The following is a 25,565-nucleotide window of genomic DNA, read 5'->3' as shown; positions in this document are numbered from 1 at the left end:
CGCCTGCCGCCGACCTGCGGGGCAAAGACTCCGCAGGCGAACATAAAAGCTTCGGAGACACGGCTATGAGCCGCCCCAACGTGCCGCCGCGCCGGACGTATCAGGCCGTGCTGCGCCTGTGTTATGCGAGCGCGCTTGCGTGTGGCCCGCATTTCGCATCGGCGCAAACGACGCCATCGGCCGATGAAGCGCGATTGATGCTCGCTACCACCACGGTGATCGGCACCACGCCGCTGCTCGGCATCGGCACGCCCCTGACCGAGGTGCCGGCCAACGTGCAGACCCTGCGCGGGAGCGACTTGCGCCGCCAGCACCGGACCGCCCTGACCGACGATTTCGAAAAGAACCTGCCCAGCGTCGACCTCAACGAAGTGCAGGGCAATCCGTATCAGACGGATCTTCACTATCGCGGCTTTACGGCTTCGCCGGTGTTGGGCACGCCGCAAGGCCTGTCAGTGTTCGTGGATGGCGTGCGAGCCAACGAGCCGTTCGGTGACGTGGTGAACTGGGATCTGATCCCGCGCTGGGCCATCGACACCATCCAGTTGATTCCGGGCTCCAACCCGACCTACGGCCTGAACACGCTCGGCGGGGCGATCACGATTGCAACGAAGAACGGCAAGCAGAGCCCGGGCGGTTCAGCCGAGGTGGCTGACGGCTCTTGGGGCCGCAAATCCGCCCAGGTGGAGCAGGGCGGCACCATTGGCGACAACCTCGACTACTACGTCGGCGCCCTTGCGTTGAACGACAACGGCTGGGCAGACCACAACGCCAGCCGTGTGCGCCAGGCGCTCGGCAAGCTGCGCTACACCAGCGCCGAGACCACGCTGTCGTTGGCCATGGGTGGGGCCGACAACACGCTGCAGGGGGCGCAGACCATCCCGCGCTCGTTTCTCGACAACCCGAGTCAGGCCTACACCTTTCCTGACACGAACAAGAACAGCACCGCATACATCACGCTGTCGGGCGATCACGCCTTCAACGACGATCTGCAACTCAGCGGCAACCTTTATTACCGCCACTTCCGGAACACCAACCTGAGCAGCAACGTCAATGAGGACTTTGGCAGCGTCGGCGTGAATGGCAACGTCGACACAGTGCAATCCAATAACGCGCAGTCGGTCATCTCTACGGACAGTTACGGCGCCAGCCTGCAACTGACCCGCATGGGCAGCATCGCCGGGATGGAGAACCAAATCGTGGTGGGCGCTGCGGGAGATTTTGCCAACTCCACGTTCACACAGTTCTCGCAAGATGCCTTCTTTACCGATACGCGCGCGTCGGTTGGCATTGGTGATTTCACGCAAACCACCAATGCGAAGACGCGCAACGCCAATCTGGGTGTGTACTTCAACGACACGCTCTCGCTCAGCAAGCAATGGACGTTCACGCTCGCCGGCCGCTACAACTGGGCGCGCGCCGTCATCAACGACGCCAGCGGCACACAGCCGCTGCTTGACGGCAATCACACGTTCTCGCGTTTCAACCCGGCCGTTGGCATCAACTGGAACCCGACCCCCAGCCTGACCGCCTACGCGACCTACAACGAGGGCATGCGAGCACCCACCGCCATCGAGCTGGCGTGCGCAGACCCCGCCGCGCCGTGTTCGTTGCCGAACAACTTCATCGCCGATCCTCCACTCAAGCCGGTCATCTCCAAGACCTTCGAGGTAGGCATGCGCGGCCGCGTGGGCCAAGGCACCACATGGAGTGCCGCCGTCTACAGCACTACGCTCAACGACGACATCCAGTTCATCAGCGCTGGCGCGGCGAGCACGCTGGGCTTCTTCCAGAACGTGGGTCGCACGCGCCGGCAGGGGTTTGAGCTGGCCAGCCATACGCAGATCGGGCCGTTGGGCATCGGTGCGAGCTACAGCTATGTCGACGCCACGTACCGCTCTGGGTGGACGGAGCACAGCCCCAGCAACTCCAGCGCAGACGCCAGCGGCAATATCAACATCAAGCCCGGCGATCGCATTCCCGGCATTCCCGAGAGCACCGTCAAACTCAGGTTCGATTACGCCGCCACCCCAAAGTGGAAGATCGGTGCCAACCTCGTCTGGCGCGGCAGCATCTACGCGCGCGACGACGAAAACAACTCAGATGCCAACGGCAAGCTCTCCGGCTACCTCCTGGCTGACCTGGACACCACCTACCAGGTGACCAAGCAACTGCAGGTCTTCACCACCGTAACGAACCTGTTCAACCACCGCTACCAGAGTTTTGCAGTGCTCGGCAGCAACGCCTTCACGGGGCTGGGCCATGCGTTTGACGGCGCGAATTCGGTCAACGAGCCATTTGTTGCGCCGGGCGCGCCGCGCAGCGTGTGGATCGGTTTGCGATATGCGTGGCGATAGCGTGGCCCCGCGCGTGCTGCCTGTTCCATTTCTCAACAGGGCAGGCGATGTGTTCCGGCGTGGCGCACAACGGGGCCCGCCAGCGTGCGTCGGACCACGGTTTTGCGGTGTTTTCTTGATGGCATGGGATTTGCCAAAACGCGTCCGGTGTGACTGTCGCACCGGCGGATATTGACCACAACGAGAAGTAGAGGAGACAAACGATGAGGACACTACGAGTGATCTCGCTTGCGGCGGCATGCATGGCCGCAAGCCTCGCCGCCCACGCGGCAACGCCCCCTGTGACGGACGCCATGATCGAAGGTGACGCAAAGTCGCCGGGTGACGTGCTGACCTGGGGCATGGGCACGCAGGGGCAGCGCTACTCCGGGCTCACCAAGGTCAACACGAAGAACGTCAGCCAACTGGTGCCGGCGTGGTCGTTTTCCTTTGGCGGAGAGAAGCAGCGCGGTCAGGAGGCCCAGCCGCTGGTCTACAACGGCAAGATGTTTGTCACGGCTTCGTATTCGCGCATCTACGCGATCGACCTGAAGACCGGCGCCAAGCTCTGGAAGTACGAGCAGCGTCTGCCGGATAACATCATGCCGTGCTGCGATGTCGTCAACCGCGGTGCGGCGCTGTACGACAACCTGGTCATCTTCGGCACGCTCGATGCGCAACTGGTCGCGCTCAACCAGGACACCGGCAAGGTGGTCTGGAAAGAGAAGATCGCCGACTACGCGGCCGGCTACTCGTACACCGCCGCGCCGCTGATCGTCAAAGGCATGGTGCTGACTGGCGTGTCGGGCGGCGAGTTTGGCGTGGTGGGGCGCGTGGAGGCACGGGATGCCAAGACCGGCAACCTGATCTGGACCCGCCCGACCGTCGAAGGCCACATGGGCTACAAGTACGACAAGGACGGCAACAAGACCGAGAACGGCATGACCGGCACGCTGAACGCCAGTTGGCCCGGCGAGACCTGGAAGACCGGCGGCGCATCGACGTGGCTCGGTGGCACCTATGACGCGCAGACCGGCCTGGTGTACTTCGGCACCGGCAACCCTGGGCCGTGGAACAGCCACATCCGCAAGGGCGACAACCTGTATTCCTCCTCCACGCTGGCCATCGACCCGGAGACGGGCAAGATCGTCTGGCACTACCAGAACACGCCCAACGACGGTTGGGATTTCGACGGCGTCAACGAGTTCGTGACGTTCGACCTGGACGGCAAGCGCGTGGGCGGCAAGGCGGATCGAAACGGCTTCTTCTACGTCAACGATGCGAAGACCGGCAAGCTGCTCAACGCATTTCCGTTTGTGAAGGTCAACTGGGCCACGAGCATCGATCTCAAGACCGGCCGCCCGAACTACGCACCGGACCACCGCCCGGGCGATCCGTCTGCGGCCACCGGCGAAGACAAGAAGGGCAAGTCCGTCTTTGCTGCTCCTGGCTTCCTGGGCGGCAAGAACCAGATGCCGATGGCATACAGCCCGCAGACCGGCCTGTTCTACGTGCCCGCCAATGAATGGGGCATGGACATCTGGAACGAGCCCGTCAGCTACAAGAAGGGCGCGGCCTACCTGGGTGCCGGCTTCACCATCAAGCCGCTCAATGACGACTACATCGGTGCGCTGCGCGCGATCAATCCGAAGACCGGCAAGGTCGAGTGGGAGATCAAGAACAACGCGCCGTTGTGGGGCGGGGTGATGACCACCGCCGGCGGCCTGGTGTTCTGGGGCACGCCCGAAGGCTACCTGAAGGCCGCCGATGCCAAGACCGGCAAGGAACTCTGGAAATTCCAGACCGGCAGCGGCATCGTCGCGCCTCCCATCACCTGGGAAGACGGCGGCGAGCAGTTCGTGGCCGTGGTGTCGGGCTGGGGCGGCGCCGTGCCGCTGTGGGGCGGCGAAGTGGCCAAGCGCGTGAACTTCCTGGAGCAGGGTGGTTCAGTCTGGGTGTTCAAGCTGCACAAGAACTAAGCACCAAACGGGTCTGTACCGGCCTGGGCGCTCCCAACGGCGCACAGCCCGGTATGGCCGATTCACAGCGTCATGGAGTGTTGGAAAGTGATGATGCGCAATGGAGTTTTCTCGCTGCTGGCGTTGGCGTCGACAGCATTCGGCGTGGCTTCCGCGCACGCGGCGCCCGATATGCAGGCCATGGCTGAAAAGAACGGTTGCTTCTCATGCCACAGCGTGCAGAACAAGATCGTCGGGCCCGCCTTTGTTGATGTTGCCGCCAAGTACAAGGGCGATACGGAGGCCCCGGCTCGGCTCGCAAACAAGGTTCGCGAGGGTGGCAAAGGCGTGTGGGGTCGGATTCCGATGCCACCGCATCCCAACCTCAGGGAAGACGAGGCGACGCAGTTGGTGAGGTGGGTACTGAGCACCGGCGCTTGAAGCGCGGCATGCCATTGGCTGCGGAACGGGCGGGGCACGGCTCCCGCCCGTTCTTTTTGTTTGTCGATGGTGTTGGTTTATTGCCCCAGCCGGCGTGAATTTGCGTCGGTGCGGAACACGATGGAAACCTCGTCGGTGCGGTGGTCGCGCATCCGCCCGAAGCCATTCATCGAGGCCATCCTGCCTTGCAGCACAACCTTCTGCAGGGCCGCATGATCGGGCGACTTTCCACACACCGGATCCGTGCGCTCGGCGTCGCCCGTGAGCAGATAGGCCTGGCACCGGCAGCCACCGAAATCCGCTTCGCGCGAGTCGCATGACTGACACGGTTCCGGCATCCAATGCGTGCCGCGAAAGTGCTGGAACGCGGGGCTGGATTGCCAGATGTCCCGCAGGGGCTGGTCCAGGACGTTGGGCAGGTCCAACCCAGGCAGCATGCGCGCCGAGTGGCACGGCAGCGCAACGCCGTCGGGCGCCACGCCCAGAAACGTGGTGCCCCAGCCATTCATGCATTTCTTCGGACGCTGCTCGAAGTAATCGGGCACGACGTACAGCACCTGGCACCGCTTGCCGATACGTGCACGATATTCGTTGACCACCGCCTCGGCTTCGCGCAGTTGCTCCAGCGTCGGCATCAGCGCCAGGCGGTTTTCCCAGGCCCAGCCGTAGTACTGCGTGTTGGCCAGCTCCAGGTATTCGGCGCCGATCTCCAGCGCCATGTCGATGATGGCGCCCACGTGCAGCAGGTTGTGCCGGTGCATCACGCAGTTCATCACCATCGGGTAGCCGTGAGCCTTGATCAGGCCGGCCACGCGGCGTTTCAGGTCGAAGGTGCGCGTGCTCGACAGAAAGTCGTTGAGTTCACGCGTGGAATCCTGGAACGACAGTTGGATGTGGTCGAGCCCCGCAGCGCGCAACGCGCCGAGCCGCGCGTCCGTCAGGCCAACACCCGACGTCACCAAGTTCACGTAAAACCCAAGCCCATGCGCATGTGCGACCAGCGCTTCGAGATCCTTGCGCAGCAGCGGCTCACCGCCGGACAGGCCGAGCTGGACCGCACCCAGTGCGCGCGCCTGCGTGAAGACTTCACACCATTGCTCGGTGCTCAGTTCCCGATCGTGCTGCGTGTAGTCCACCGGGTTGGAGCAGAACGGGCAATGCAGCGGGCAGCGATACGTCAGCTCGGCCAGCAGCCACAGCGGCGGGCCGGCGGTCGATGCCGACTGGCCCTCAGGCGAGCCAGCCACGTTCGAGTGCATGTTTGACAAAGGCGTGGACCTCCGGAGCGATGCCTTGCACGCCGAAGGCCGACTGCAAGTCGTCGATCAGCATGTCGAGGGTGTGGGCACCGTCGCAGCGCTGCAGGATTGCGGCGGCGCTGTCGTTGAGCGTGACCATCCCTTCGGGGTACAGCAGCACCCAACTCTGCTGCACCTCTTCCCACTGCAGCCGGAAGGTCCGCTGCAGCGTGGGGTGGACCGGGTCAGAGAGCGACGGTGTCATGGTGGGCCTGTTGGATGGCATCGAGCATCGACCAGAGGATGTCGAGCTTGAATTGCAGAATGTCGAGCGCGCGCTGTTGCTGCTCGGGCGTGCGGAAATAGTCGAGCGTGACACGCAGGCCATGCTCGACATCGCGCGAGGCCAGCGGAATGCGCGAGCGGAAATACGCCAATCCTTCAGGCTCGACCCACGGATAGTGCTCGGGCCAGCCGGCCAGCCGCTGCTTGTGAATGTCCGGCGCGAACATCTCCGTGAGCGAGGAGCACACCGCTTCCTGCCATGGCGCGCGGCGCGCGAAATTGACATAGGCGTCCACGGCAAAGCGCACGCCGGGCAGCAGGTGCTGGTGAGACCAAAGTTCAGCGCGCGTGAGTCCGACAGCCTCGCCCAAACGCACCCAGCTCTCGATGCCGCCCGGCTGCGCCTCGTCGCCGTCGTGGTCATGAATGCGCACGATCCACTCGCGGCGCGTGTCACGCTCAGGGCAGTTGGACAGGATGGCCGCATCCTTGAGCGGGATGTTGATCTGGTAGTAGAAGCGGTTGGCGACCCAGGTGCGGATCTCCTCCGGCGTGCACCGCCCGGCGGCCATGCGCCGATTGAACGGGTGATGAATGTGGTAACCGGCTTCTTTCGCGCGCAACTGCGTCTCGAAGGCTTCTGCGGTCCACGCAACAGGATGTGTCATAGCGAAATTTCCATGCCGTCGTAGGCAACCTCGATGCCATGCGCTTCAAGCTCGCGGCGTTGCGGCGAGTCTTCGTCGAGGATCGGGTTGGTGTTGTTGATGTGGATGAGGATCTTGCGTGCCGCGGGCAACCGGTCGAGCGTCTCGATCATGCCGCCGGGGCCGGACTGGGCGAGGTGGCCCATGTCGGCGGCGGTCTTGGTGGAGAAGCCGAGGGTGAGCATTTCGTCGTTTTGCCAGCAGGTGCCATCCACCAGCACGACGTCGGCCGCGTGCAGCTCGTCAAACACATGCGGCTCAATGCGGGCGAGCCCGGGCGCATAGAAGGCTCGCCGGCCGCTTTCGTGATCGACGATGCGCAGGCCAATGTTGTCGCCGATGCGGCGCGCATTGCGGCTCGGCGAGTACGGCGGCGCCTTGCTCTCCAGCGGTACCGCCGTCAGCGATACATCGGAGAGCGACGGCACCGCGAACGCCGAGCCATCGAGCGGAAGGACACGCGTATCGAGCCCGCAGTAATGCGACAGCATGCGCGTGAGCGGAAACGCCGTGGACAGATCACCGAGCACGGCCGCCGATGCATACACCGGCAAGGCCTGCCGGTGCTCGCGCAGCATCAGCAGGCCCGTCACGTGGTCGATCTGCGCGTCGATCAGCACGACGCCGACAATGCCGGTATCGCGCGGATGCCGCGCCGGCTGCAAGGCCGGTGCGCTGCGTAACTGAGCGAGGATGTCGGGCGAGGCGTTCACGACGATCCAGTTCTGGCCACCATCGCCGAGCGCGACGGAAGACTGCGTGCGCGGCGTGGCGCGAATCGTGCCGCGCCGCACGCCGTCGCAGTTGCGGCAGTTGCAGTTCCACTGTGGGAAGCCGCCGCCGGCTGCCGAGCCGAGAACCCTGAGTGTGGTCATGATGCAAGGTCAACTGTTTGGGGCAGATTGAGCAAGAACCCCGCCAGGTGACAGTCAAAGAAACCGAGCAGAAGAAAAAAAAGAAGCCCGCTGTGAGGAAACAAGCGGGCTTGGGGAGTGCTGCAAGTTCAGTCGCTCGAACTCAGCGATTGGCGATGTACATGGTGATCTCGAACCCCAGGCGCAGTTCGGTATAAGCGGGCGTTGTCCAGGTCATGTCTCCTCCTTGAGGGTTGGCATAGTTAGTGTGTGCATTGCGTCATTGCGCGGTGGGTCCGAGCGTTTTGCCGAACGCAGCCGCGTCACCAAGGAGGCAACATCCATGCCCGCAGCAGCCTGGCCGGAAACATCGGCGTGCTTCCATCTGCGCACGCCGGATGCCCAGCGTCTGCACGTGCGGCAGTGCGGGCCGGAGGATGGCGAGCCGTGGCTGGTGCTGCACGGCGGGCCAGGCAGCGGCTGCCAGCCGTCGATGGCCGCGTGGTTTGATCCGCTGCGCCATCGGGTGGTGCTGCCTGACCAGCGCGGCGCAGGACGTTCGCGGCCAGCCGGCACGCGCCGCCGCAATTCGGTGACCGCGCTGCTGGCCGATCTGGAGCAACTGCGTACAGCGCTTGGCATTGAACGCTGGGGCGTGGTCGGCGGATCCTGGGGCGCGGCGCTCGCACTGGCCTATGCGGATCGGTTTCCCGATGCGGTGGCGGCGCTGGTATTGCGCGGCAGCTTCCTGACCGGCTTCGATGACGTGCAGGCATTGTTCAACGCGCGGGGTGTCGGCCGCAGCTTGTTGCGCGGAGTCGATCAACGACGGGAAGGTTTTGCCGGTGCGCGGGGGCGCCTTCTTGCCGTAGCACGGGTGTTGCAGGATGGGACAACTGTTCAGAAACTGAACACTGCAGCGCAGTGGCAACTTGCTGAGCGCCGCTTGTTAGGGCTGCCGCCTGGGCGGCGCCAAACATTGCCGCAACGGATGGAGTCGCTACGCAAGTACCAGCTCCAGGCGCACTACCTGGTTTGCCGCGCCGGGTTGGGAAAGCCTGCGCTGCTTGCCGCCGCCGCGCGCATTGGCGTGCGCAGGGTGCCGGTGGCGCTGCTGCATGGTCGGGTGGATAACGTTTGCCGACCACGCAATGCGTTGCGTTTGCAGGCGGTCATGCCGCGGGCCCGGTTGGTCTGGGTGCCGGGCGGGCACTTGGCGGTTGGCGAGATGGCGCGTGCGATTGGCACGGCCATCCGCGCATTGGGTGGGGCAGTCTCAGTCGGTGTCAGCAGCAGGTCCCAGGCCACCGGCTTCGTCGATCTTGCGGTAGACGGTATTGCGTGAAATGCCGAGCGCCTTGGCTGCGGCAGAAATATTGCCGTTGTGCGCTTTGACCGCCGCCAGGATGGTCATGCTTTCGATGTCGGCAAGCCGCTGCGGTTGAGCGGCGCTGGCGTTTGCTGCGGGGGCGGGATTTGCGCCTGCGGTGTTGGCACCCGATGCCGCACCCTGGGCGCCATGCCGCGCATGCCAGTCTTCGAGGAAGTCGTCGGGCAGGTGGTCTTCGGTGATCTCTGGCGCGTCTTCGGCCATCAGGCTGGCCGTGCGCAGCAGATTGCCGAGCTGGCGGATGTTGCCTGGCCAATGGTAGCTGCGGAACATCTGCGCCACGGGCTCGCTGATCGGCGGTGCATCGGCCTGTTCCTGCCGCAGCAGCTTGCCGGCCACCGCATCCAGGTCGCTACGCTCGCGCAATGCCGGCAGGCGTACGACGAGGCCGTTGAGGCGGTAATAGAGGTCTTCGCGAAACTGGCCGCTGGCCACCATCTCGCGCATGTTGCGGTGGGTAGCGCACACCACGGCCACATCCACCTGGATCAGCTTGTTGCTGCCCAGCGGCGACACCGCGCGCTCCTGCAGCGCGCGCAGCAGGCGGGCCTGCAGGTGCAGGGGCATGTCGCCGATCTCGTCGAGGAAGAGCGTACCGCCGTTGGCCAGCACCATCTTGCCGATGCCGCCCTTCTTCCGGGCGCCGGTAAAGGCGCCTTCTTCATAGCCGAACAGTTCCGACTCAATCAGGGCTTCGGGAATCGACGCGCAATTGACGGCGATGAACGGTCCGGCATGGCGCGGGCTGTCGGCGTGAATGGCGCGCGCCAGCAATTCCTTGCCGGTACCGGTCTCGCCCAGCACCATGATCGTGATGTCCTTGCCGATGACCTTGCGCAGCTTGCCGACGACGCTCTTGATCTGGGCGTCGCCGGTATCGAGCGCATCCAGGCTCGCCGGCTCGGCCGGTGCGACGCTGAGCCGGCGTGCCGGTGGCTGATCGCGCGAGATGGCAGCGTCGGTGTCGATGGCGCTGCCTGCAATCGGGCTGGCGGGGCGCTTCCACTCGACGCGTGCGCACACCTTGACCCCGCTGGGGAGCTGCAATCGGATGATGCCGCCTGCCGCGCCGCGCCCCGCGTCGATCAACTGCGACATCGACAGGCCGAACAGCGACGAAAAGGTATGCGCCTGCAACGCGCGGCTCGACAGCCCCAACTGGAATTCACCGCTGCGGTTGGCCGACAGAAAACGTCCGGCTGGCGTGAAGGCAGCGATGCCCTCGACGAGCGTGCCAATGAACTCCGGCCGCGAGTGAAAGTGGATGCACACCACGTCCTGGAATGTGTTGGCGAACAACTGGTTCTCGATCATCTGCGCCGACATGCGCACCAGGGCCATGGTGTGCTTGTGGAAGCCGCGATGATCGCCCGTCACATCGAGCGCGCCGACCGTCTTGCCATACGGATCGAAGATGGGCGCACAGGAGCACGTGAGGAACCGGTTGGCTTCCAGGTAGTGCTCTGACCCATGGACCAGCGTGGGCTTGCCGTCGGCCAGCGCCGTGCCGATGGCGTTGGTGCCCCGACTCGCCTCCGACCAGAGCGCGCCCGGTTGCAGGGCCACCTTGCTGGCCCTGGCCAGGAAATCGTCGTCGCCCAGCGAATGCAGGATCAAGCCCGCCGTGTCGGTCAGGATCACCATGCTTTGCGTGTTGATGATCTGGCTGTAGAGCGTTTCCATGACCGGCAACGCATGCGTGAACAGCGATTGGCTGCGCTCGATCTGCGTTTTCAGCTCGCTGTGCTGCACCGGGCTGAAATCGGGCGACTCATACGGCCGCAGGCCATAGGACTTTGAACGCTCGTGCGACTGGGCGATCAGGTCCGGCTGGTCGTTGTCGGGCGCTTCACTGGAAGTAGCGAGGGCGCCACCGGGAGCGCGCTGGGCGGCTGCCGCGTGGGGAATCATGGTTGTCTCCTTTCAGTCGCCCGCGATCTATGCGCGGGTCGCCCGGATCGCCCTTGTGCGATGTGCGAGCCGGAACTGTTGCGCCATGAAGCAAGACCCTTGCCAGGGTGTTGCATTCCTGAGCACCGCGCCGACCATGTTCCGGTTCTCGGCACCGCTCCATGTCAACAGAGCCCAGGGATATCGCTTTGATCTGTCGCAGTTTGTCGCGGGGTTCGTTCTTGGTATGGCTCTTGCAGAAATGCCGTCAAAAGACATTTCAACGACACACAGGAGACACCCGTGAATACGCCCCGCAACCTCTTTGCACTGCTTTCCGTCTGCACGCTCTTGGCCGGCGGACTGCCTGCAACCGCAACCGCCCACGGCGATGTGACCCCGCAGGCCGTGGACACGCACACCTTACCGCAACTCGGGCCGGAATGGCGTCAGGACAATCCATACCGGACGGGCCCCGCTCATGACGAAGCGCTGCGCATCGGCTCCTCGGCGTTCAATCAGAACTGCGCGCGCTGCCATGGGCTGGAGGCCATCTCCGGCGGGATCGCGCCCGACCTGCGCAAGCTTGATACCGACTGCATGTCGATGCCCGCTGGCAAGAAGCAGGATGCGTGCTTTGCCGAAATCTCCGAATACATGACCGCCACCGTTCGCAAGGGCCGCACGCGTGACGGCCGTGTCTATATGCCGCCGTTCGAAGGCGTTCTGAGCCAGGAAGCGGTCTGGGCCATCAAGACTTATCTTGAGTCGCGCCGCGTGCAGGAGTGAGTCCATGAACGCTCGCTCCTTCCTGGGCACCATGCGTATTCGCCGTGGTCTTGCCGGCTTTCTGTTTGCTGCGGCCGCTGTTCTGGTTGCTGCCGCACCCGCGCGCGCCGATCTGGCGAAAGTCCGCGAGAGCGGCAGCTTGAAGATCGCGCTGTACAAGGGTCTGCCGCCGTTCTCCGGCAACGCTGGCGGGCAGTTCACGGGGATCGATGTTGCGCTGGCCAACGCGTTGAGCAGGCAGATGGGGCTGTCGCCCTCGCTGATGCCGTTTGACGCCGACGACGACAGCGTGTCGGATGACCTGCGCAACATGGTCTGGCGTGGCCACTACCTCGGGTATGGTCCGGCGGACGTGATGCTGCACGTGCCGGTCGACCCCGCCTTCATGCGCCAAAACCGGGAGGTGCTGATCTTCGCGCCGTACCATCGCGAGACGTTCGTGCTGGTCTATGACCGCGAGCGTCTCCACCAAGTCAGCCGCTTTGCAGATCTGGCAGGCCAGGCAACCGGAGCGGAAAGCGGCTCAGCCGGCGCCAATGCCTTGCTTTCAAGCGCGGGAGGCGTGCTGCGCGACAAGGTGAAGATCTATACCGAGGCCGACGATGCGCTGCGTGCGCTGTTCTCCGGCGCAATCGCCGCAGCCATGGTGACGCGTTCGCAGTACGAAAGCGCGCTCAAGGCACAGGGGCAGTCCGCTGAACGCTTTGCGGCCTCCGAACTCACGTCGCCGCTGTTGCCCGGGCGCGGCTGGGCCATCGGCATGGCGGTCAAGGCTGATCAGCGTGCGTTGGCAGAAGCGCTGGAGCATGCGCTCGACGCCCTGCGTGCCAGCGGCGAACTGCAGCGGATCTTTGCGCAGTACGGTGTGTCGATCGTTGCACCGTGAGCCTGCACGCGCGGAGACTCGTGCGGGTGCTCGTGGTTTCTGGTTTCTTGTGAGGCGCTAAGGCTTGTTGGCCCCGCTCGGACGCAGGCCGTTACCGGCACGCACTGCACGCGGCGGCATGGCCCAGACGGAATCGGGCACTCCATGGCGTGCGCGGCGCAGCGTGGCACGCGCGAGGCCGGCAAAGCCGCATGCGAGCACCAGCGCGCCCAGGTCAAAGCCGGCCACGTTCCAGTCGCCGTGCGCGAGCGTGCGCAGCAGGTGGTCGCCGGTCACGACCGCATTGGTGGCGGGGGCAAGCACTGCCATGACGGCGGCGGTGCTCAGCAGCTCAACGGCGCCACGCGCGGGCGGTCGCAGGAGCGCCCACGCAATCGCCGCGAAGAACACCGTGTAATAGGTCACGCCTGCTGGGCGTTCCGGCCACAGCAGTGCAGCCGGGAACATCGCCATCACGCCCACGCAACCGCCAATGCACACGCCCACCGTGGCGCGTGCCAACAGTTGGTGCGCGCGCGGCTGCTCGGTCTTGCGCTGCTTGCGGCGTGACTCGATCCACAGCAGGTTGCCTGAATAGAAGACGAACGCGCCGGCCATGCCCATCACCAGATAGGCCAGACGCAAGGCGATGTCGCCGTAGGTGCCGAAGTGGAGGCCGTAGACAAGGCTGTAGAGGCTGTGGTTGGTGTCGCGTGCGTTGGCGGTCTGGTTGCCGATCAGCCGGCCGCTGTCGGGCTGGCCGGCCGCCGCGCGGATCGCCACCGCGCCGAAGTCGCCCACTGCCCGCGTGCTGCTGCCACGTATCTCGGCCACGGCGTTGGCATCGCCGATGTGCTGGTAGCGGATCGACTTGACGGTGAAGTCGGGGCCGGCCGCCTCGCGCGTTTGCATGAGCAATGGCTCGGCCGGCAGCATCGGTGCTGCACGATTGGCAGCCATCACGGTGCCGGCGGCGGTAGTGACGCGCGGCACGGCGTCGAACAGCTTGCCGTCGAATGCCACTACGTTGAATACAGTCATCAGTACTGCGCTCAGACACAGCACTGGCGCGGTGATCGCAAAAATCAGATGGAAGGGCAGGCTGAACAGGCCGAGCACGTTGTGCACGTCCATCCAGAAACGCTTGAGGTTGCGCCCGGGGCGTACGGCCAGCAGGTCCTTTTTCAGGCGTGGCAGATGCAGCAGCACGCCCGAGATGAGCGCAACGCCATACAGCACCGAGATCGCGCCCATGAAGTACATGCCCGGCTCTTCCAGCCCCAGCGAGTAGTGCAGCCGGTTGATGAAATTGGCGAGCTCTCCTTTGGACGGTTCGATCGACAGATCCTTTGGTGCGGTCTTGCCGGCGGCCAGCTTGGCGCCGGTGGTCATCTGCCATTCGCCCTTGTCCTGCCAATAAGCCGTGAAATCGGGCTCGCCGTCATTGGGGAGGATGACGTAGGTGTCGGCCGCCGCCGCTGGGTGCGTACGTACCAGCGTCGTCACGAAGCGGTCGATGTCGGCAGGCGTGGTGGCAATGGCAGCGTGGTCAGAGCGCAGCGGGTTCTGCCATGCGTGCAGCTCTTCATGGAAGACCGTGAGCGCGCCGGCAAAGAACGCGATGAACAGCGCCCAGCCGGCCATCAGGCCCACCCAGGTGTGCAGCGTCTGGTACAGACGTAGGGTGGCGGATTTCATTCCAGGCGCCTGGCGTGATCAGGTAGACAGCGGGAGCAGGCGCGGCAGCCACAGCACGCCGAACGACAGCGCGTTGGCAGCCACCAGCACGGTCCACGCGCGGGCACTCGTCGGGAACAGCACGCTCATGCTGATGATGACCGCCCACACCGGCAGGCAGGCCAGCAGCGCGCCGATGACGCCGCTCTCCCAGCCACCCGGTAGCCACACGATCGCCAGCGCGCACAGTGCGATCGACAAGGGCAGGCCCAGCACGGCGCTAGCCAGCCATCGGGTACCGATTCCAGTGCCCATGCCTTTCACGAGGGAGCCTTAGCGTCGGCGCGCAGGTGTTGCACCCATGCGCCCGCCATCGGCCACAGCGACAGACCGCCCGCCACCACCAGTACCACGGCGATGGTCGCGCCGGTCCAGCCGAGCACGTCGTTCCACAGCACGACGGCAATCGCCGCCTGCATCAGCGCGACTGCGCACAGCCCGCTTGCTGGCGCGCGCGATGCGGGCGCCAGCAGCGCCTGGTTAGGCGCGGCGGTGTAAAGGCAACCTGCGGCCAGTAGCCCGAGCAGGAGGGCGACGCCGTGCATGGCAGTCCTCAATGGAATCTGAAACACAAATGATAATGATTTGCATTGAATGCAACAAGCTACGCGGCGTGTCTCGTAAGGTTGGGAGGAATCGTCGGCACGGGCCGATGTGCCCCATTGGCGGATGCGGGATGGCGCGGTGGATTGGCGGCCACGCCGTTACGGCACTATTGCAGACTGCCCCAGCGCGGTACGGCAGGCTCGGCGTTGGCCCATTGCCAAGTGTTGCCGTTCTGGCAGGCGTAGATGGCATAGCCGGGCGCCGTCTTGGGCGCATCGGCGTCTTGCACCGTGAGAATGGCTTCGCGGCATGTGGCCAACGGAGTGGTGAACGTGCGCACAAGCACCACCGTGCCGCGCGCTTTCGTGATGCCCATCAGGCGTTCCAATGACCAGTTGAGCGAGGGCGTGCGGTCGCTCAAGCGGCCCACGGCGGTGGCCAGTGCGTCTTGCTCGCTGGCCGCCCACTTGCGGGTGGCGTATTTGACGGAGGCGTCGGTGGCAGCGTTGACCGATACAGCGACGCCGTAGGCAATCGCCGGGTTGGCCGTGGCCGTGCCCGTGGCGACGCCCGCCACCGCGCCGGTCAACGGCCCGACCGACGAGCATCCGGCCATCAGACCGGCAACCGCGCCCGCGCATACCGCCGCAAGCCAGCGCATGCCGCTCATTGCAGCGACCCCCATCGCGCGGTGGCCGGTTCTGCGGTGGCCCATTTCCACTGCTTGCCGTCATGGCAGATCGACGCGATGAAGAAGTCCACCTGCGCGGCTTCGCCATCGACGGTGAAGAGGATCTCCTTGCAGTTGATGAGCGGCCCGTTGATCGAGTGGGTGACGACGACGCGCCCGCGCTCGTCGGGCTCAAGGGGAATGCGGTGCTTGATCTGCCAGTTGCCGACGACGTTGTCCGGCAACGCACCGGCCACCTGCGCGATCTGATCCTGCGTTTCGGTATGCACGACGCGCTGGCTGTGCTGCAAGGCGGCGCGCGCCCCGGCCTGCACGCCCAGGCCGATGCCGGTGGCCACGGCCGCGTTGTCGGTCACCTTCGCGGCGAGAGCCGCGCCGCCGATACCGGCCGCGGTCGTGGTGCCTTCCGACATCAGTGAACTGCAGCCGCTGAGCACGGGCGCGATCAGGGCGAGGGCGCAGCCCAGCATCCGGGCAGATGCGAACCAAGGTGTGCGCATGGGCGGACTTCCGAATCAGCAACAAGGCGGATTCTACGGGAGCCTGCTGCCCGGAAACGCTGATGTGGCGCGGATTCCTACAATTGTTTTCAGTTGGCGCGGGGCATCCGAGCCTTTCCGCAACGGCCTATTCTGCTGCGCTGAGGCTCAACCCGTGTCCGTCCACCCAGTCTCCGGTCGTGACCGCCGGCGGTGCCGCCAGCAGCGTATCGAACGTCGCCAGTGCGCGCTGCACGGGCTCGGATGCCATGTGCGCCTCCCACGCCGCCCGATCCCGATAGACCTCGTGCAGGAGGAAATGCCCTGCGTCGTCATGCATGCGGTAGAACGAATAGGCCAAGGTGCCGGGTTCCTCGCGCGCCAATGCCACCAGCGTTGAAAGTTGCCGGCATAGCGCGTCAGCGGTATCGGGCCGGGCCTGCACGTGTACGAGCAGCAGATACATGTTTCACCTCTGGATAGGAAAGATCGGCCACCATCTTTCCCGTTCAGGCCAGCGAGGTCTTGTAGAAATGCGTCTTCGCCTGTGCGTCCTGCCGATAGCGCTGCGGCGATTGCCCGGTGAGCGAGCGAAACTCGTGGTTGAACTGCGGCTGATCGTAGTAGCCGTGGGCGAGCGCGGTGTCGAGTAACGGCAGTTGCGGTTGCAGATGCAATGCCCGTGCCGTGTGCTGGAACCGCGCCAGCCGCCGGAATGCGACCGGTGGCAACCCTTCTGCGGCCAGGAAGCGGCGTTCCAACTGGCGCCGGCTCAGGTGCAAGTGAGCGGCCAGCATATCGATGGAGGCCGCGTGAGGCGCGGCATACAGGCTGGCAACGGCCGCCGCCACCTGGGCATCCACGCGGGCTGGCACCAGCCGCGCCAGCAGGAAGGCGTCGATCAACGCCACGCGTTGCCGGAAATCGGCTGCCAGCGCCACCTGTTCGTGCCAGTCGCGCACGTCGCGGCCCCATAGCGCGTCGAGCGGCGCCTGCGTATCCAGCAGCCGGCCGATCGATTCACGCGCCAGTGCGCTCCAGCGGCCCGCGCGAATCCGGATCGCCGTGAAGGCGACGCCCGCGGCGGATGCCAGTGCGTACGGTTGCAGCCGCACGCACAGCAGATGGGCCGGGGGCAGCGCGGCCCCATCCTCGCTCCGGAAGGGTTGGCCGTGATGCAGAAACAGCTCGGCACCGGTGCCCGGCAGCAGGCGCGGCAGGGCGATGGTCTCGCCGTGCTCGGCTTCCCAGCTCCAGTAGCGGTCGATGTAAGGGCGCAGTGCGGGATGCGGGCGCGCTGTGTGCGTGCGCACGGGCTCTCCTCGGGGCGGTCGGTCTTCCATTGTGCCGCAGGGCTGGCTGAACAATGGCCTGAGTGCGCGCTCTACCCGCGACACACGTCCTGCAACCCGACCATCAGCGCGTCGAAGACCACCCGCACACGCTGCGGTACGGGCCCTCGCTGCGGGCGATAGACATATAGCGTCCACGGCGCCGGCTCGAAGCGGCGCAGCACACGTACCAGTTCGCCGCGTTCGACATGTGGGCGCAGCATGTACTCCGATATCTGCGTAAAGCCGAGACCCGCGCAGGCGGCCTGCACCTCGGTCTCGGGGTCGTCGGTGACGAAGGTTGCGTTGCGGTGCTGAATCTGCGAGTCGTTGCGGAACGTCCATGGCCACGCGCGTCCGTCGGTGCGGTTGATGAGCGCGGTGAGCGGCAGGGCATGCAATGCGTCGAGCGTTTTCGGTTCGCCCACACGTTCGAGCAGCGTGGGCGAGGCCACCACCCACAGCGGCAGAGGCCCAAGCGCGCGGGCCACGAAGCGGTTGTCACCGATGAAGCCGATGCGCACGCCCACGTCGATCTGCTCGTCGACCACGGCGGAGGGCGTGTCGGACAAGCGCAGATCGGCGACGAGGCCGGGGTGCTGCTGCATCAGGGCGGTCAGCACCGGCATGACGAAGACGGCATCGATCGAATGGTTCCGCCGTGGCGTGCGCGTCAACGCGCTGGCGCCGGGGCTGATCGAGACACCGTTCCATCATCGCGGCATCTGGCCGTCGGACGAGGCCATGCATGACTTTGCCGCCAACACGCCGGCCGGCCGCTTTGGCGGCGCGCAGGAGATGGCGACCATCGTGGCTTTTCTCGCGTCGGACGATGCGAGCTATGTGTCAGTCCACGCACTGGTGGCCGACGGGGGCTATTCGATTGCTTGAGTTTGGGTTTGGCAACCTACGCAGCGGGGCGCTCGGCCTCGCTGCGCATCTGCCGCCGGTAGCGCGCGGGCGAAAAACCGATCTGCTTGCGGAACATTGCGATGAAGGCTGACGGCGTGCCGTAGCCGAGCGACAGGGCGATGTCCTGGATGGAGCAATCCTCCTTGAGCCACACCACTGCGCGCAGCAGGCGTACGCGGTTGCGCCATTGCAAGAAGCTCATGCCGAGCTCGCTCTGGAAGCGGCGTGCGAGTGTGCGTTCGGTGCTGTGCACGCGCTCGGCCCAGGTCTGCAGTGTGGTGTTGTCGGCTGGGTCCAGGCGGATGGCGTGCAGGATCGGTTCCAGTTGGCGGTCGGTGCTGTCGGGCAGATAGCTGTTGGTGTGGCCGGCGCGGACGAGGGTTTCGACGAGCAGTTCGAATTGACGGAGGTCCCAGTCGTCCGCCATGGCGGTGACACGGCGTGCGGCAAAGTCTTCGAACAGCGCGCGCACCAGTGGCGTCTGCGGGATCAGGCAGGCCGAGTGCGGCAGCCGTTGTGCGAGCGGCTCGGCGACGTACACCGACAGGAAATCCGTCGCCTGCCGGATCGACGCCGAGTGCGGCTGGTTGGCCGGCACCCAGATCAAATATTCGGCCGGCGCCGTCAGCCGGCGACCATCGACCACCACCTCCATCAGGCCCAGACTGATGCGGTTGATCTGGCCCCACGCATGCGTGTGTGGCTCGATATTGGTTTCGGGTGCGAAATGGTCGTAGCGGAAGTAGAACGGGGCGCCTTTGGGCACCCGGAGGTCCGCTTCGCGGTAGGCGGTGTACACAGTGTCGCTTTCGAGCGGTGGGATTGTCTGATTTGCAGTATATGTTCTGAACCAGACATTACTACACTGCCATCCTCGATTGTTCGACGGAGGCCGTCGTGTCTGTGCTGTATCCGCTTCTGGCCGTGCTTATCTGGGCCGCCAATACCATCGTCTCGAAGGCCGCGGCCGGCGTGCTGGACCCGGCTGCCATTTCGCTGTACCGCTGGCTGCTGGCAGCGCTTGTGCTGACGCCATTCTGCGCGCGGCCGCTCTGGCGCCAGCGCCAGGCCGTGCTGGCGCAGTGGAAGCGCTTTGCGGTGCTGGCGCTGCTGGGCATGGTGATGTACCAATGCCTGGCGTACTACGCGGCGCACAGCACGAGCGCCACCAACATGGGTGTGATCGGCGCGCTGATCCCGATGCTGGGGCTGATCCTCAACGTGGTGGTGTTCCGCCAGCCGGTAGGCGCGCAGGCGGTGATCGGCGTGGTGGTGTCGCTGGCAGGCGTGCTGTACCTGCTCGGGCGTGGGCACCCGGGCGCGCTGCTCGACGGCGGCGTCAATCGTGGTGACGTGCTGATCCTTATTGGTGCGACGTCGTACGCGCTGTACAACATTCTCTACCGCCGCTGGGCGCAGCCGTTCGGGCAATGGCTCAACCTCTACGTGCAGGTGCTGCTGGCCGTCGTGATGCTCGTGCCGCTGGCGCTCACCGCGCAAAGCCTGGCGATTCCACCCCAAGGCATCGGGCTGGTGGTGTTCGCGGGCATTGCCTCGTCGATCGTCGCATCGTATCTGTGGATGCTCGGCCTCAAGCGCATCGGCAGCGAGCGCACGGCGGTGCTGATGAATCTGATGCCGGTCTTTACGGCGGCAATGGCCGCGTTGATCCTGGGCGAGACCGTGCACGGTTATCACTGGATCGGTGGGGGGTTCGTGTTACTGGGCGTGAGCCTTGCACAGGGCATCGTGCGCTTGCCGCTGAGGCGTTCTGGTTTGAGCCCGCGCTGATTTCACCCCGCGTGGTGCGGTGGTTGGCGGTAAAATTGAATCGTTGACGGGCGCGCTTGCAGCGCCCGTCCTGTGTTCGAGAACCCACTTCACCAAGCCATGAAACGGGGCGCCGGAGCTGTAACCGTCGATGATGTTGCCGCGCATGCGGGCGTGTCGATCAAGACCGTCTCGCGCGTGCTGAACCACGAGCCAAACATCAGCGAGAAGACGCGCGCCAAGGTGGTCGAGGCGATGCAGGCGCTCGACTATCGGCCCAATCCCGCCGCCCGGCGCCTGGCCAGCAAGCGCGCCGACATCATTGCGCTGGTCTACGACAACCCTTCTGACAACTACATCGTCAACATCCAGCACGGCGCACTCGAGGCCTGTCAGGCGCTCGACTACAGCCTGCTGCTGACGCCCTGCAACTACCGCGATCCGAATCTGGCCGAACAGATCCTCCAGAGCGTGCGCCAGCGCGCGCTGGCGGGGCTGATCCTGACGCCGCCGGTGTCTGACGTGGCCTCGCTGATCCGTGCGCTGGATGAGGCTGGCGTCGACTACGTGCGTCTTGCACCGGCCGATCGCGAGCACAAGGGCCTGTCCGTCAACACCGAAGACCGTGCCGCCGCGCGGGACATGACATTGCACCTGATTGGCCTGGGGCACCGCCGCATTGGTTTCGTGGTCTGCGACCCGGATCACGGCGCCGCCTACCAGCGTGTATTCGGCTACCGTGATGCAATGGCGCAGGCCGGCATCGAAGTCGACGAACATCTCGTCGAGCAGGGCGAGCACTCGTTCGAATCGGGCGTGGCGTGCGCGGAGCGGCTGCTGTCATGCGAGCCGCGCCCGACCGCCATCTTTGCCGGCAACGACGACATGGCCGCTGGTGTGCTGCGCGTGGCGCAGGCGCGCGGCATCAAGGTGCCGGAAGAACTTTCCATTTGCGGCTACGACGACACGCCGCTCTCGCGCCAGCTCTGGCCGGCGCTCACCACGGTGCGCCAGCCGATCCAGGCGATGGCGCATGCGGCAGTGGAGCAGCTTGTTGCCATCCACCGGCCGCATCTGCCGGGTTTGAAGCCGCACTCGGTGCACGAGAACCTGCAATACGAACTTGTGATTCGTGAGTCGACCTGCCCGCCCGCGTGCTGAAACACAGTCGGTAGCACCCAAATGAGGCCAGGGTCGCTTTGTGGGCCGGTGTGGTAGTCACATTGCAAATGATGCTGATTGGTCAACCCACCTGTCGAAGGGGGGTGGGGCGGGCATATGAATCGTTATGTTGGCGCGCCGACATTTTCGCGCGGCTAAACTGGCATCGCCCTTGAGGTTTCGCGCAAGGCTATTAAAAGTTTCCTGTCGTTGGTTTGACAAGCCTTGAAATTATGACGGAATGGTAAACGTGCGGGATTCCGCCGATTTCTTCCGTTTGCATGGATTGTCACAAAACTGCAATGTCTCGTCGATTAGATGGGGCGGGGCGTGATTGATGCCCTGGCCAGAAAGAAGTGAACGCGGTGGAATAAAAAATCATAAAGAACTTCGGGTGCGGTCGTTTGTCGGTTGTCGACAGTTTTCAGGATGGAAAGAAGTGATGAAGAACGGTAATCCAGTGGCACATGTAGAAGGCGACCTATTCGATTTTGATTTGAGAGGTTTGCTGTCGCGCTGCTGGGAATTGCGGCAGCAGGTGATTCTGCTTGCTGTCGTGTTTTCTGTGCTGTTTTTTGCGCTTTCTTTTTGGGGCGGGCGTCAGTATTCCAGCGAAGGGTTCCTGCGCGCCCCGCGCAAGTTTGCAGAGTACAACGCGCAAAGGGCGGCATTCTGGGATCGCGAGACGCTGCGTCGCTACCTCGAAGAGAACAAGAAACTCGACAATGAAAATGGACGCTATCTGCTGGGGGCGCTGAGCGAACGTTTCGTGCAGACCCATGTGCAAACGATCCTGCCCTTGTCGAAAGACGATTTGCGCTACATCACCGACCCAAAAAGTGCGCTCGATGCGGCTGGCATCTTGGGCTTTTCGATCTCGTTCAAGGACCAGTCGGCGCAGAACGCGCAAGCGCGTGTCCAACTGATGGGCGATTTCGTCAAGGACACCATGCTGAGCGAAGATCTGCAGGATACGATCAACACCAAGCTCGGTGAGACCAAGGCGAAGAAGCAGCAGATCGACAACCAGATCATCCAGAAGCGGGTGACCCTGACCCAGGCCGCCAGCCGGCTCGAAGCAGCCCGAGCCATCGCGAGCAAGTACCCCGAGGCGTCGAAGATGGAGGCACGCCAGCTCCTTTCGACCGGTAGCGACAACGAGTCGTCGCGCTACTTGTCTCCTGTTGCGCAGCTTGTGGGGATTGAAACCGAGATTGCCAACCTGAAGGCACAGCTTATGCTGCTGGAGCGCGATGCCGCCCAGAACGCGTTGCGCAATGCATTCTATGAGCGCATTGATCAACGTAGCCGGCAGGTACTGACCGGTAACGCGCTACTGGTCGAGTTCGTCAAGATTGGCCAGGGCGTTTTCAAGAACAAGGACCTGCGCGACGACGAGACCCGTGAGGTCTACAACCAGATCATGCTGATCGCCGAGCAGATGCGGACCAAGCACCTGTCGGAGGCGCGGTTTGTTTCCGGGCCGACGCTGCCGGACAGCCGCTCGGGACCGAGTCCGCTGTTGTTGGTCGTCCTGTCCGTGATCGGCGGGGGCGCACTGGCGGGGATGATCGTGTTACTGCTCGACAAGGTACGCAGGCCCAAGGCTGGTACCGAAAATGCCGCACGCGACGATGAGAAGGTTGAGCGGCAGAATGAATTGAGGCCGATCCGCGCAGCCTGATCTTCCTGCACATGACCCCAAAAAGGCCCGGCCATCATGCCGGGCCTTTGTCATTGGATGTTACTGCGCGACCTTGAGCAGCGCGTACAGATCGTCCTGCGGGTCGTAGCCAATCAGCTTGCGGCCAGTTTCCAACCCCCAGTCCATGCCGCGGTTGTTCGAGACGCCATTGACGACGATGGCTGGCGCCGGCCAACTCGCCGGATCGGCCGTGACCGCACACAGGAACAGCCGGCGCAGGTCATCGTTCGACAGCCACATATTGCGGAACCAGCGCAGCGCGATGCGGCTTTGTTCATCGGCCACCGCGCCGGGCACGGGAGTGCCGGCCGTACCGGAGTGGTTGATATCGTTCGGGTCGTTCTCATCGGGCAGTGCCCAGCCGATGCGCAGCGATACGGTGGACAGCTTGCCGCCCGACGCCGCCGATACGGCCGCCACGGTCTTGCACAGCCGCTCGCCCATCGCCTTGGACGTGCCGTAGGCCAGCGAATAGACCTCTTCGATGCCGTTGTGCCAGCGTGTGCCGGGGGCCGGGTCCAGCTCGGCGACGAGTTTGCCGGGGCCGATAGCGCCGGCAAGCGGCTGGTCCTTGTAGGCGCCCATGGCATGGTTGGACGAGGCGAACACGAAACGGCGCGCGCCGCGCGTGGCAGCGGCCTTGAGCACGTTGAGCGTCATGCCATAGGAGGCCAGTGCCTGCTCCCACGTTGCATCGGGCGTGGAGTGGATGGCGGCCAGGTGGATGACGGCATCGACGCCGTCGAGCAAATTCGTCCATGCGCCGTCGGCCCGCGTGAGATCGGCAATGACCCACTGGAAACGTTCGGCCGCTTGCGGCGAGAACTCGACGTTCTGTTCGACCCAGTCGACGCCGATGATGGACGTGCACCACGGGGTGGACGCGAGCGCCTCGACGACCTTGTGGCCCAGGTTGCCGGCCACGCCGGTGACAAGAACGCGAGCAGGGGTTTGGTAGTCAGCCACGATGTCGGAATTTGTTTGGGGTGAGATGTGTCGGGTTGGGGGGCATCCCCCGTTTCGTGCCCTGCCGGGCCCGACTCACTTTCTTTGTCTTGCCAAAGAAAGTAAGCAAAGAAAGGCGCGCCCGAGATGGCGACCCATCCCTTGAATTTCTGTCGCAGGGAGGGGAAGGGGAAAACTCGCTGCGCTCAGACAGCTCCCCTTCCTTTTTCCTCCCTGCAACACAAATTCAAGGCGCCATCTAGGGCAGGGAGGGCCAAACCGTCTGGCAGCTTGTGTTGGTGCAGGGGCGCGCGCTGGTTTCGTGCACGAGTGCTTACCCTCGGTTGGAACCGGATAGCACGTCGATCCACACCGCCAGCACGAGCACCACGCCCTTGACGATCATCTGCCACGAGGCATCGACGTTCATCTGCTGCATGCCATTGTCGAGGCTGGCCATGACCAGTGCGCCGATCAGCGCGCCATACACGGTGCCCGAGCCGCCGCGCATCGACGTACCGCCGATGAAGCAGGCGGAGATGGCATCGAGTTCACCGCCCACACCGGCCGAAGGCGAACCCGCCGCCGACCGCGCCGTGGTGATGATGCCCGCGAACGCACACATCAAACCCATCAGCACGAACACCAGCAGCTTGACGCGGCTCACGTTCACGCCGGACAGGCGTGTTGCTTCCATGTTGCCGCCCACCGCATAGACGTGACGGCCGAATACGGTTTGTGTGGCGACGTATGAGAACACGGCCAGCAGCATCAGCAGGATCAGCACGGGCAGGGGTACACCGTTGGCCTGGTTGAGCACCGCGACGAAGCCGAACGATGCCGCAGCGATGGCCAGCAGCTTGAGACCGTCGGCCCAGATGGGCGTGAGCGCCAGTTGCAGGCGGGCGCGCTCGCTGCGACGGCGCACGGTCAGCACGACGGACATGGCGACGATGACGGCCGCCAGCGACCACGCCAACCATGCCGGCACAAAGCTCTGCGCAATGTTCACGAGATCATCGGGCACCGGGGCGATGGTCACGCTGTCGGTGCTCCACTGCAGCAGGCCGCGGAAGGCCAGCATGCCGCCCAGGCCGACGATGAACGACGGCACACGCAGCTTGGTCGTGATGAAGCCGTTGACCACGCCGATGGCCGCACCGGCGACGAGCACCGTGCCCACGGCCAGCCACGTGTTCCATCCGAGGTTGACGGTCAGGATGGCGACGAGCCCGCCCAGCAAGCCGAGCAGTGAGCCAACCGACAGGTCAATTTCTCCCGCGATGATGACGAAGACCATGCCGCAGGCCAGCATGCCTGTTACCGACATCTGCAGGAACAGGTTGGAGATGCTGTTGGGCTTGAGGAACGTGCCGCTGGTCTGGAAGTAGAAGAAGATCCAGATGAGCGCCACCGCCAGCAGCAGGGCCAGCACCTTGTAGCGCACGAATAGTTGCTGGATGGCGCGGCTGTCCAGCCGGTGGCCGCCGGTACTGCTCTGGCGGGCGAGTTGGGATTGCAGGATGTTCGACATG

General features: G+C 64.5%; 27 protein-coding genes. 10 read left to right on the top strand and 17 right to left on the bottom strand.

What is annotated here, in order from left to right; all coding sequences use genetic code 11:
• The first annotated feature begins 65 nt into the window (after positions 1 to 65).
• The 3 genes from B4F51_RS17935 to B4F51_RS17925 all read left to right on the top strand — a co-directional run bounded on the left by B4F51_RS17935 (position 66) and on the right by B4F51_RS17925 (position 4,735).
• On the top strand, positions 66 to 2,357 hold the full coding sequence (locus tag B4F51_RS17935) for a TonB-dependent receptor (RefSeq protein WP_296227775.1): 2,292 nt from the start codon (positions 66 to 68) through the stop codon (positions 2,355 to 2,357).
• Between the two features lie 203 nt (positions 2,358 to 2,560).
• Positions 2,561 to 4,315 carry a PQQ-dependent methanol/ethanol family dehydrogenase gene (locus B4F51_RS17930; RefSeq protein WP_296227773.1) on the top strand — a complete coding sequence of 585 codons (1,755 nt, stop codon included), beginning with the start codon at positions 2,561 to 2,563 and terminating at the stop codon, positions 4,313 to 4,315.
• Positions 4,316 to 4,402: 87 nt separating this feature from the next.
• Positions 4,403 to 4,735 (top strand): c-type cytochrome, encoded by a 333-nt coding sequence (locus B4F51_RS17925; protein WP_296227831.1) that lies wholly within the window; start codon positions 4,403 to 4,405, stop codon positions 4,733 to 4,735.
• Positions 4,736 to 4,812: 77 nt separating this feature from the next.
• Here B4F51_RS17925 and pqqE read toward each other — a convergent pair whose 3' ends face one another.
• The 5 genes from pqqE to pqqA all read right to left on the bottom strand — a co-directional run bounded on the left by pqqE (position 4,813) and on the right by pqqA (position 8,057).
• Entirely contained in the window at positions 4,813 to 5,994 is a 1,182-nt protein-coding gene (gene pqqE / locus B4F51_RS17920) for a pyrroloquinoline quinone biosynthesis protein PqqE (RefSeq protein ID WP_296227771.1), read from the bottom strand.
• Positions 5,966 to 6,238, bottom strand: coding sequence for a pyrroloquinoline quinone biosynthesis peptide chaperone PqqD (pqqD, locus tag B4F51_RS17915; protein ID WP_296227770.1), 273 nt, complete (start codon positions 6,236 to 6,238; stop codon positions 5,966 to 5,968). The genes pqqE and pqqD overlap by 29 nt, the downstream gene beginning before the upstream one ends.
• Positions 6,219 to 6,926 (bottom strand): pyrroloquinoline-quinone synthase PqqC, encoded by a 708-nt coding sequence (gene pqqC / locus B4F51_RS17910; RefSeq protein WP_296227769.1) that lies wholly within the window; start codon positions 6,924 to 6,926, stop codon positions 6,219 to 6,221. The genes pqqD and pqqC overlap by 20 nt, the downstream gene beginning before the upstream one ends.
• Positions 6,923 to 7,840: a pyrroloquinoline quinone biosynthesis protein PqqB gene (pqqB, locus tag B4F51_RS17905; protein ID WP_296227768.1), complete on the bottom strand. Its 918-nt coding sequence runs from the start codon at positions 7,838 to 7,840 to the stop codon at positions 6,923 to 6,925. The genes pqqC and pqqB overlap by 4 nt, the downstream gene beginning before the upstream one ends.
• Positions 7,841 to 7,982: 142 nt before the next feature.
• Positions 7,983 to 8,057 carry a pyrroloquinoline quinone precursor peptide PqqA gene (gene pqqA, locus B4F51_RS17900; RefSeq protein ID WP_012355514.1) on the bottom strand — a complete coding sequence of 25 codons (75 nt, stop codon included), beginning with the start codon at positions 8,055 to 8,057 and terminating at the stop codon, positions 7,983 to 7,985.
• Positions 8,058 to 8,162: 105 nt separating this feature from the next.
• Between pqqA and B4F51_RS17895 the strand changes: the two genes are divergently transcribed.
• Entirely contained in the window at positions 8,163 to 9,164 is a 1,002-nt protein-coding gene (locus B4F51_RS17895) for an alpha/beta fold hydrolase (protein WP_296227767.1), read from the top strand.
• Here B4F51_RS17895 and B4F51_RS17890 read toward each other — a convergent pair.
• The gene (locus B4F51_RS17890) at positions 9,096 to 11,120 is read right to left on the bottom strand and encodes a sigma-54-dependent Fis family transcriptional regulator (RefSeq protein WP_296227766.1); all 2,025 of its coding nucleotides are present in this window, start codon (positions 11,118 to 11,120) and stop codon (positions 9,096 to 9,098) included. The two genes, B4F51_RS17895 and B4F51_RS17890, sit on opposite strands and share 69 nt — an antisense overlap.
• A 282-nt stretch (positions 11,121 to 11,402) precedes the next feature.
• On the opposite strand from B4F51_RS17890, the gene pedF reads away from it, so the two are divergent.
• Both pedF and B4F51_RS17880 read left to right on the top strand, forming a co-directional pair.
• Complete coding sequence (pedF, locus tag B4F51_RS17885; protein ID WP_296227765.1) at positions 11,403 to 11,888, top strand: cytochrome c-550 PedF; 486 nt, start codon at positions 11,403 to 11,405, stop codon at positions 11,886 to 11,888.
• Between the two features lie 4 nt (positions 11,889 to 11,892).
• Positions 11,893 to 12,774 carry a substrate-binding periplasmic protein gene (locus B4F51_RS17880; protein ID WP_296227762.1) on the top strand — a complete coding sequence of 294 codons (882 nt, stop codon included), beginning with the start codon at positions 11,893 to 11,895 and terminating at the stop codon, positions 12,772 to 12,774.
• Between the two features lie 57 nt (positions 12,775 to 12,831).
• Here the strand turns inward: B4F51_RS17880 and B4F51_RS17875 are convergent, their stop codons facing one another.
• The 8 genes from B4F51_RS17875 to B4F51_RS17840 all read right to left on the bottom strand — a co-directional run bounded on the left by B4F51_RS17875 (position 12,832) and on the right by B4F51_RS17840 (position 18,166).
• Entirely contained in the window at positions 12,832 to 14,451 is a 1,620-nt protein-coding gene (locus B4F51_RS17875; protein ID WP_296227760.1) for a PepSY-associated TM helix domain-containing protein, read from the bottom strand.
• Between the two features lie 18 nt (positions 14,452 to 14,469).
• Positions 14,470 to 14,745, bottom strand: a complete 276-nt coding sequence (locus B4F51_RS17870) for a hypothetical protein (protein ID WP_296227758.1) — start codon at positions 14,743 to 14,745, stop codon at positions 14,470 to 14,472.
• A 5-nt stretch (positions 14,746 to 14,750) separates the two neighbouring features.
• Complete coding sequence (locus B4F51_RS17865) at positions 14,751 to 15,035, bottom strand: hypothetical protein (protein ID WP_296227756.1); 285 nt, start codon at positions 15,033 to 15,035, stop codon at positions 14,751 to 14,753.
• Between the two features lie 167 nt (positions 15,036 to 15,202).
• Positions 15,203 to 15,721, bottom strand: coding sequence for a hypothetical protein (locus tag B4F51_RS17860; protein WP_296227755.1), 519 nt, complete (start codon positions 15,719 to 15,721; stop codon positions 15,203 to 15,205).
• Positions 15,703 to 16,227, bottom strand: a complete 525-nt coding sequence (locus B4F51_RS17855) for a hypothetical protein (protein ID WP_414706786.1) — start codon at positions 16,225 to 16,227, stop codon at positions 15,703 to 15,705. The genes B4F51_RS17860 and B4F51_RS17855 overlap by 19 nt, the downstream gene beginning before the upstream one ends.
• 127 nt (positions 16,228 to 16,354) lie before the next feature.
• Entirely contained in the window at positions 16,355 to 16,672 is a 318-nt protein-coding gene (locus B4F51_RS17850) for a putative quinol monooxygenase (RefSeq protein ID WP_296227754.1), read from the bottom strand.
• A gap of 43 nt (positions 16,673 to 16,715) precedes the next feature.
• On the bottom strand, positions 16,716 to 17,519 hold the full coding sequence (locus B4F51_RS17845) for a helix-turn-helix transcriptional regulator (RefSeq protein WP_296227753.1): 804 nt from the start codon (positions 17,517 to 17,519) through the stop codon (positions 16,716 to 16,718).
• A 71-nt stretch (positions 17,520 to 17,590) separates the two neighbouring features.
• Complete coding sequence (locus B4F51_RS17840; RefSeq protein ID WP_296227752.1) at positions 17,591 to 18,166, bottom strand: substrate binding domain-containing protein; 576 nt, start codon at positions 18,164 to 18,166, stop codon at positions 17,591 to 17,593.
• Between B4F51_RS17840 and B4F51_RS17835 the strand changes: the two genes are divergently transcribed.
• A complete protein-coding gene (locus B4F51_RS17835) occupies positions 18,165 to 18,428 on the top strand; it encodes an SDR family NAD(P)-dependent oxidoreductase (protein WP_296227751.1) in 264 nt (87 codons plus the stop codon). The two genes, B4F51_RS17840 and B4F51_RS17835, sit on opposite strands and share 2 nt — an antisense overlap.
• 16 nt (positions 18,429 to 18,444) lie before the next feature.
• Here B4F51_RS17835 and B4F51_RS17830 read toward each other — a convergent pair whose 3' ends face one another.
• On the bottom strand, positions 18,445 to 19,248 hold the full coding sequence (locus B4F51_RS17830; protein WP_296227750.1) for an AraC family transcriptional regulator: 804 nt from the start codon (positions 19,246 to 19,248) through the stop codon (positions 18,445 to 18,447).
• Between the two features lie 98 nt (positions 19,249 to 19,346).
• Between B4F51_RS17830 and B4F51_RS17825 the strand changes: the two genes are divergently transcribed.
• From B4F51_RS17825 to B4F51_RS17815, 3 genes are all read left to right on the top strand, one after another.
• Positions 19,347 to 20,240: a DMT family transporter gene (locus tag B4F51_RS17825; protein ID WP_296227749.1), complete on the top strand. Its 894-nt coding sequence runs from the start codon at positions 19,347 to 19,349 to the stop codon at positions 20,238 to 20,240.
• Positions 20,241 to 20,339: 99 nt separating this feature from the next.
• Positions 20,340 to 21,380 carry a LacI family DNA-binding transcriptional regulator gene (locus B4F51_RS17820; protein WP_296227747.1) on the top strand — a complete coding sequence of 347 codons (1,041 nt, stop codon included), beginning with the start codon at positions 20,340 to 20,342 and terminating at the stop codon, positions 21,378 to 21,380.
• Positions 21,381 to 21,822: 442 nt separating this feature from the next.
• Positions 21,823 to 23,064, top strand: a complete 1,242-nt coding sequence (locus tag B4F51_RS17815; RefSeq protein WP_296227746.1) for a hypothetical protein — start codon at positions 21,823 to 21,825, stop codon at positions 23,062 to 23,064.
• 60 nt (positions 23,065 to 23,124) lie between these two features.
• Here the strand turns inward: B4F51_RS17815 and B4F51_RS17810 are convergent, their stop codons facing one another.
• Both B4F51_RS17810 and B4F51_RS17805 read right to left on the bottom strand, forming a co-directional pair.
• A complete protein-coding gene (locus tag B4F51_RS17810; protein ID WP_296227745.1) occupies positions 23,125 to 24,051 on the bottom strand; it encodes an NAD-dependent epimerase/dehydratase family protein in 927 nt (308 codons plus the stop codon).
• Between the two features lie 313 nt (positions 24,052 to 24,364).
• Positions 24,365 to 25,564 carry a sugar ABC transporter permease gene (locus tag B4F51_RS17805; protein WP_296227744.1) on the bottom strand — a complete coding sequence of 400 codons (1,200 nt, stop codon included), beginning with the start codon at positions 25,562 to 25,564 and terminating at the stop codon, positions 24,365 to 24,367.
• Position 25,565: the final 1 nt, after the last annotated feature.

This window comes from Ralstonia sp. UBA689, from assembly GCF_002298975.1.
Classification (GTDB): domain Bacteria; phylum Pseudomonadota; class Gammaproteobacteria; order Burkholderiales; family Burkholderiaceae; genus Ralstonia.
The sequence above is the reverse complement of the archived record's forward strand: the minus strand, read 5'-3'. Positions and strand labels throughout refer to the sequence as shown.

What these genes read in the sequence shown, in the direction of transcription:
- B4F51_RS17935 (WP_296227775.1), top strand. Translation starts at nt 66, where the DNA reads ATGAGCCGCCCCAACGTGCCGCCGCGCCGGACGTATCAGGCCGTGCTG.
- B4F51_RS17930 (WP_296227773.1), top strand. Translation starts at nt 2,561, where the DNA reads ATGAGGACACTACGAGTGATCTCGCTTGCGGCGGCATGCATGGCCGCA.
- pqqE (WP_296227771.1), bottom strand. Translation starts at nt 5,994, where the DNA reads ATGCACTCGAACGTGGCTGGCTCGCCTGAGGGCCAGTCGGCATCGACC.
- pqqD (WP_296227770.1), bottom strand. Translation starts at nt 6,238, where the DNA reads ATGACACCGTCGCTCTCTGACCCGGTCCACCCCACGCTGCAGCGGACC.
- pqqC (WP_296227769.1), bottom strand. Translation starts at nt 6,926, where the DNA reads ATGACACATCCTGTTGCGTGGACCGCAGAAGCCTTCGAGACGCAGTTG.
- pqqB (WP_296227768.1), bottom strand. Translation starts at nt 7,840, where the DNA reads ATGACCACACTCAGGGTTCTCGGCTCGGCAGCCGGCGGCGGCTTCCCA.
- B4F51_RS17895 (WP_296227767.1), top strand. Translation starts at nt 8,163, where the DNA reads ATGCCCGCAGCAGCCTGGCCGGAAACATCGGCGTGCTTCCATCTGCGC.
- B4F51_RS17890 (WP_296227766.1), bottom strand. Translation starts at nt 11,120, where the DNA reads ATGATTCCCCACGCGGCAGCCGCCCAGCGCGCTCCCGGTGGCGCCCTC.
- B4F51_RS17880 (WP_296227762.1), top strand. Translation starts at nt 11,893, where the DNA reads ATGAACGCTCGCTCCTTCCTGGGCACCATGCGTATTCGCCGTGGTCTT.
- B4F51_RS17875 (WP_296227760.1), bottom strand. Translation starts at nt 14,451, where the DNA reads ATGAAATCCGCCACCCTACGTCTGTACCAGACGCTGCACACCTGGGTG.
- B4F51_RS17870 (WP_296227758.1), bottom strand. Translation starts at nt 14,745, where the DNA reads ATGGGCACTGGAATCGGTACCCGATGGCTGGCTAGCGCCGTGCTGGGC.
- B4F51_RS17865 (WP_296227756.1), bottom strand. Translation starts at nt 15,035, where the DNA reads ATGCACGGCGTCGCCCTCCTGCTCGGGCTACTGGCCGCAGGTTGCCTT.
- B4F51_RS17860 (WP_296227755.1), bottom strand. Translation starts at nt 15,721, where the DNA reads ATGGGGGTCGCTGCAATGAGCGGCATGCGCTGGCTTGCGGCGGTATGC.
- B4F51_RS17855 (WP_414706786.1), bottom strand. Translation starts at nt 16,227, where the DNA reads ATGCGCACACCTTGGTTCGCATCTGCCCGGATGCTGGGCTGCGCCCTC.
- B4F51_RS17850 (WP_296227754.1), bottom strand. Translation starts at nt 16,672, where the DNA reads ATGTATCTGCTGCTCGTACACGTGCAGGCCCGGCCCGATACCGCTGAC.
- B4F51_RS17835 (WP_296227751.1), top strand. Translation starts at nt 18,165, where the DNA reads ATGACGAAGACGGCATCGATCGAATGGTTCCGCCGTGGCGTGCGCGTC.
- B4F51_RS17840 (WP_296227752.1), bottom strand. Translation starts at nt 18,166, where the DNA reads ATGCCGGTGCTGACCGCCCTGATGCAGCAGCACCCCGGCCTCGTCGCC.
- B4F51_RS17820 (WP_296227747.1), top strand. Translation starts at nt 20,340, where the DNA reads ATGAAACGGGGCGCCGGAGCTGTAACCGTCGATGATGTTGCCGCGCAT.
- B4F51_RS17815 (WP_296227746.1), top strand. Translation starts at nt 21,823, where the DNA reads ATGAAGAACGGTAATCCAGTGGCACATGTAGAAGGCGACCTATTCGAT.
- B4F51_RS17805 (WP_296227744.1), bottom strand. Translation starts at nt 25,564, where the DNA reads ATGTCGAACATCCTGCAATCCCAACTCGCCCGCCAGAGCAGTACCGGC.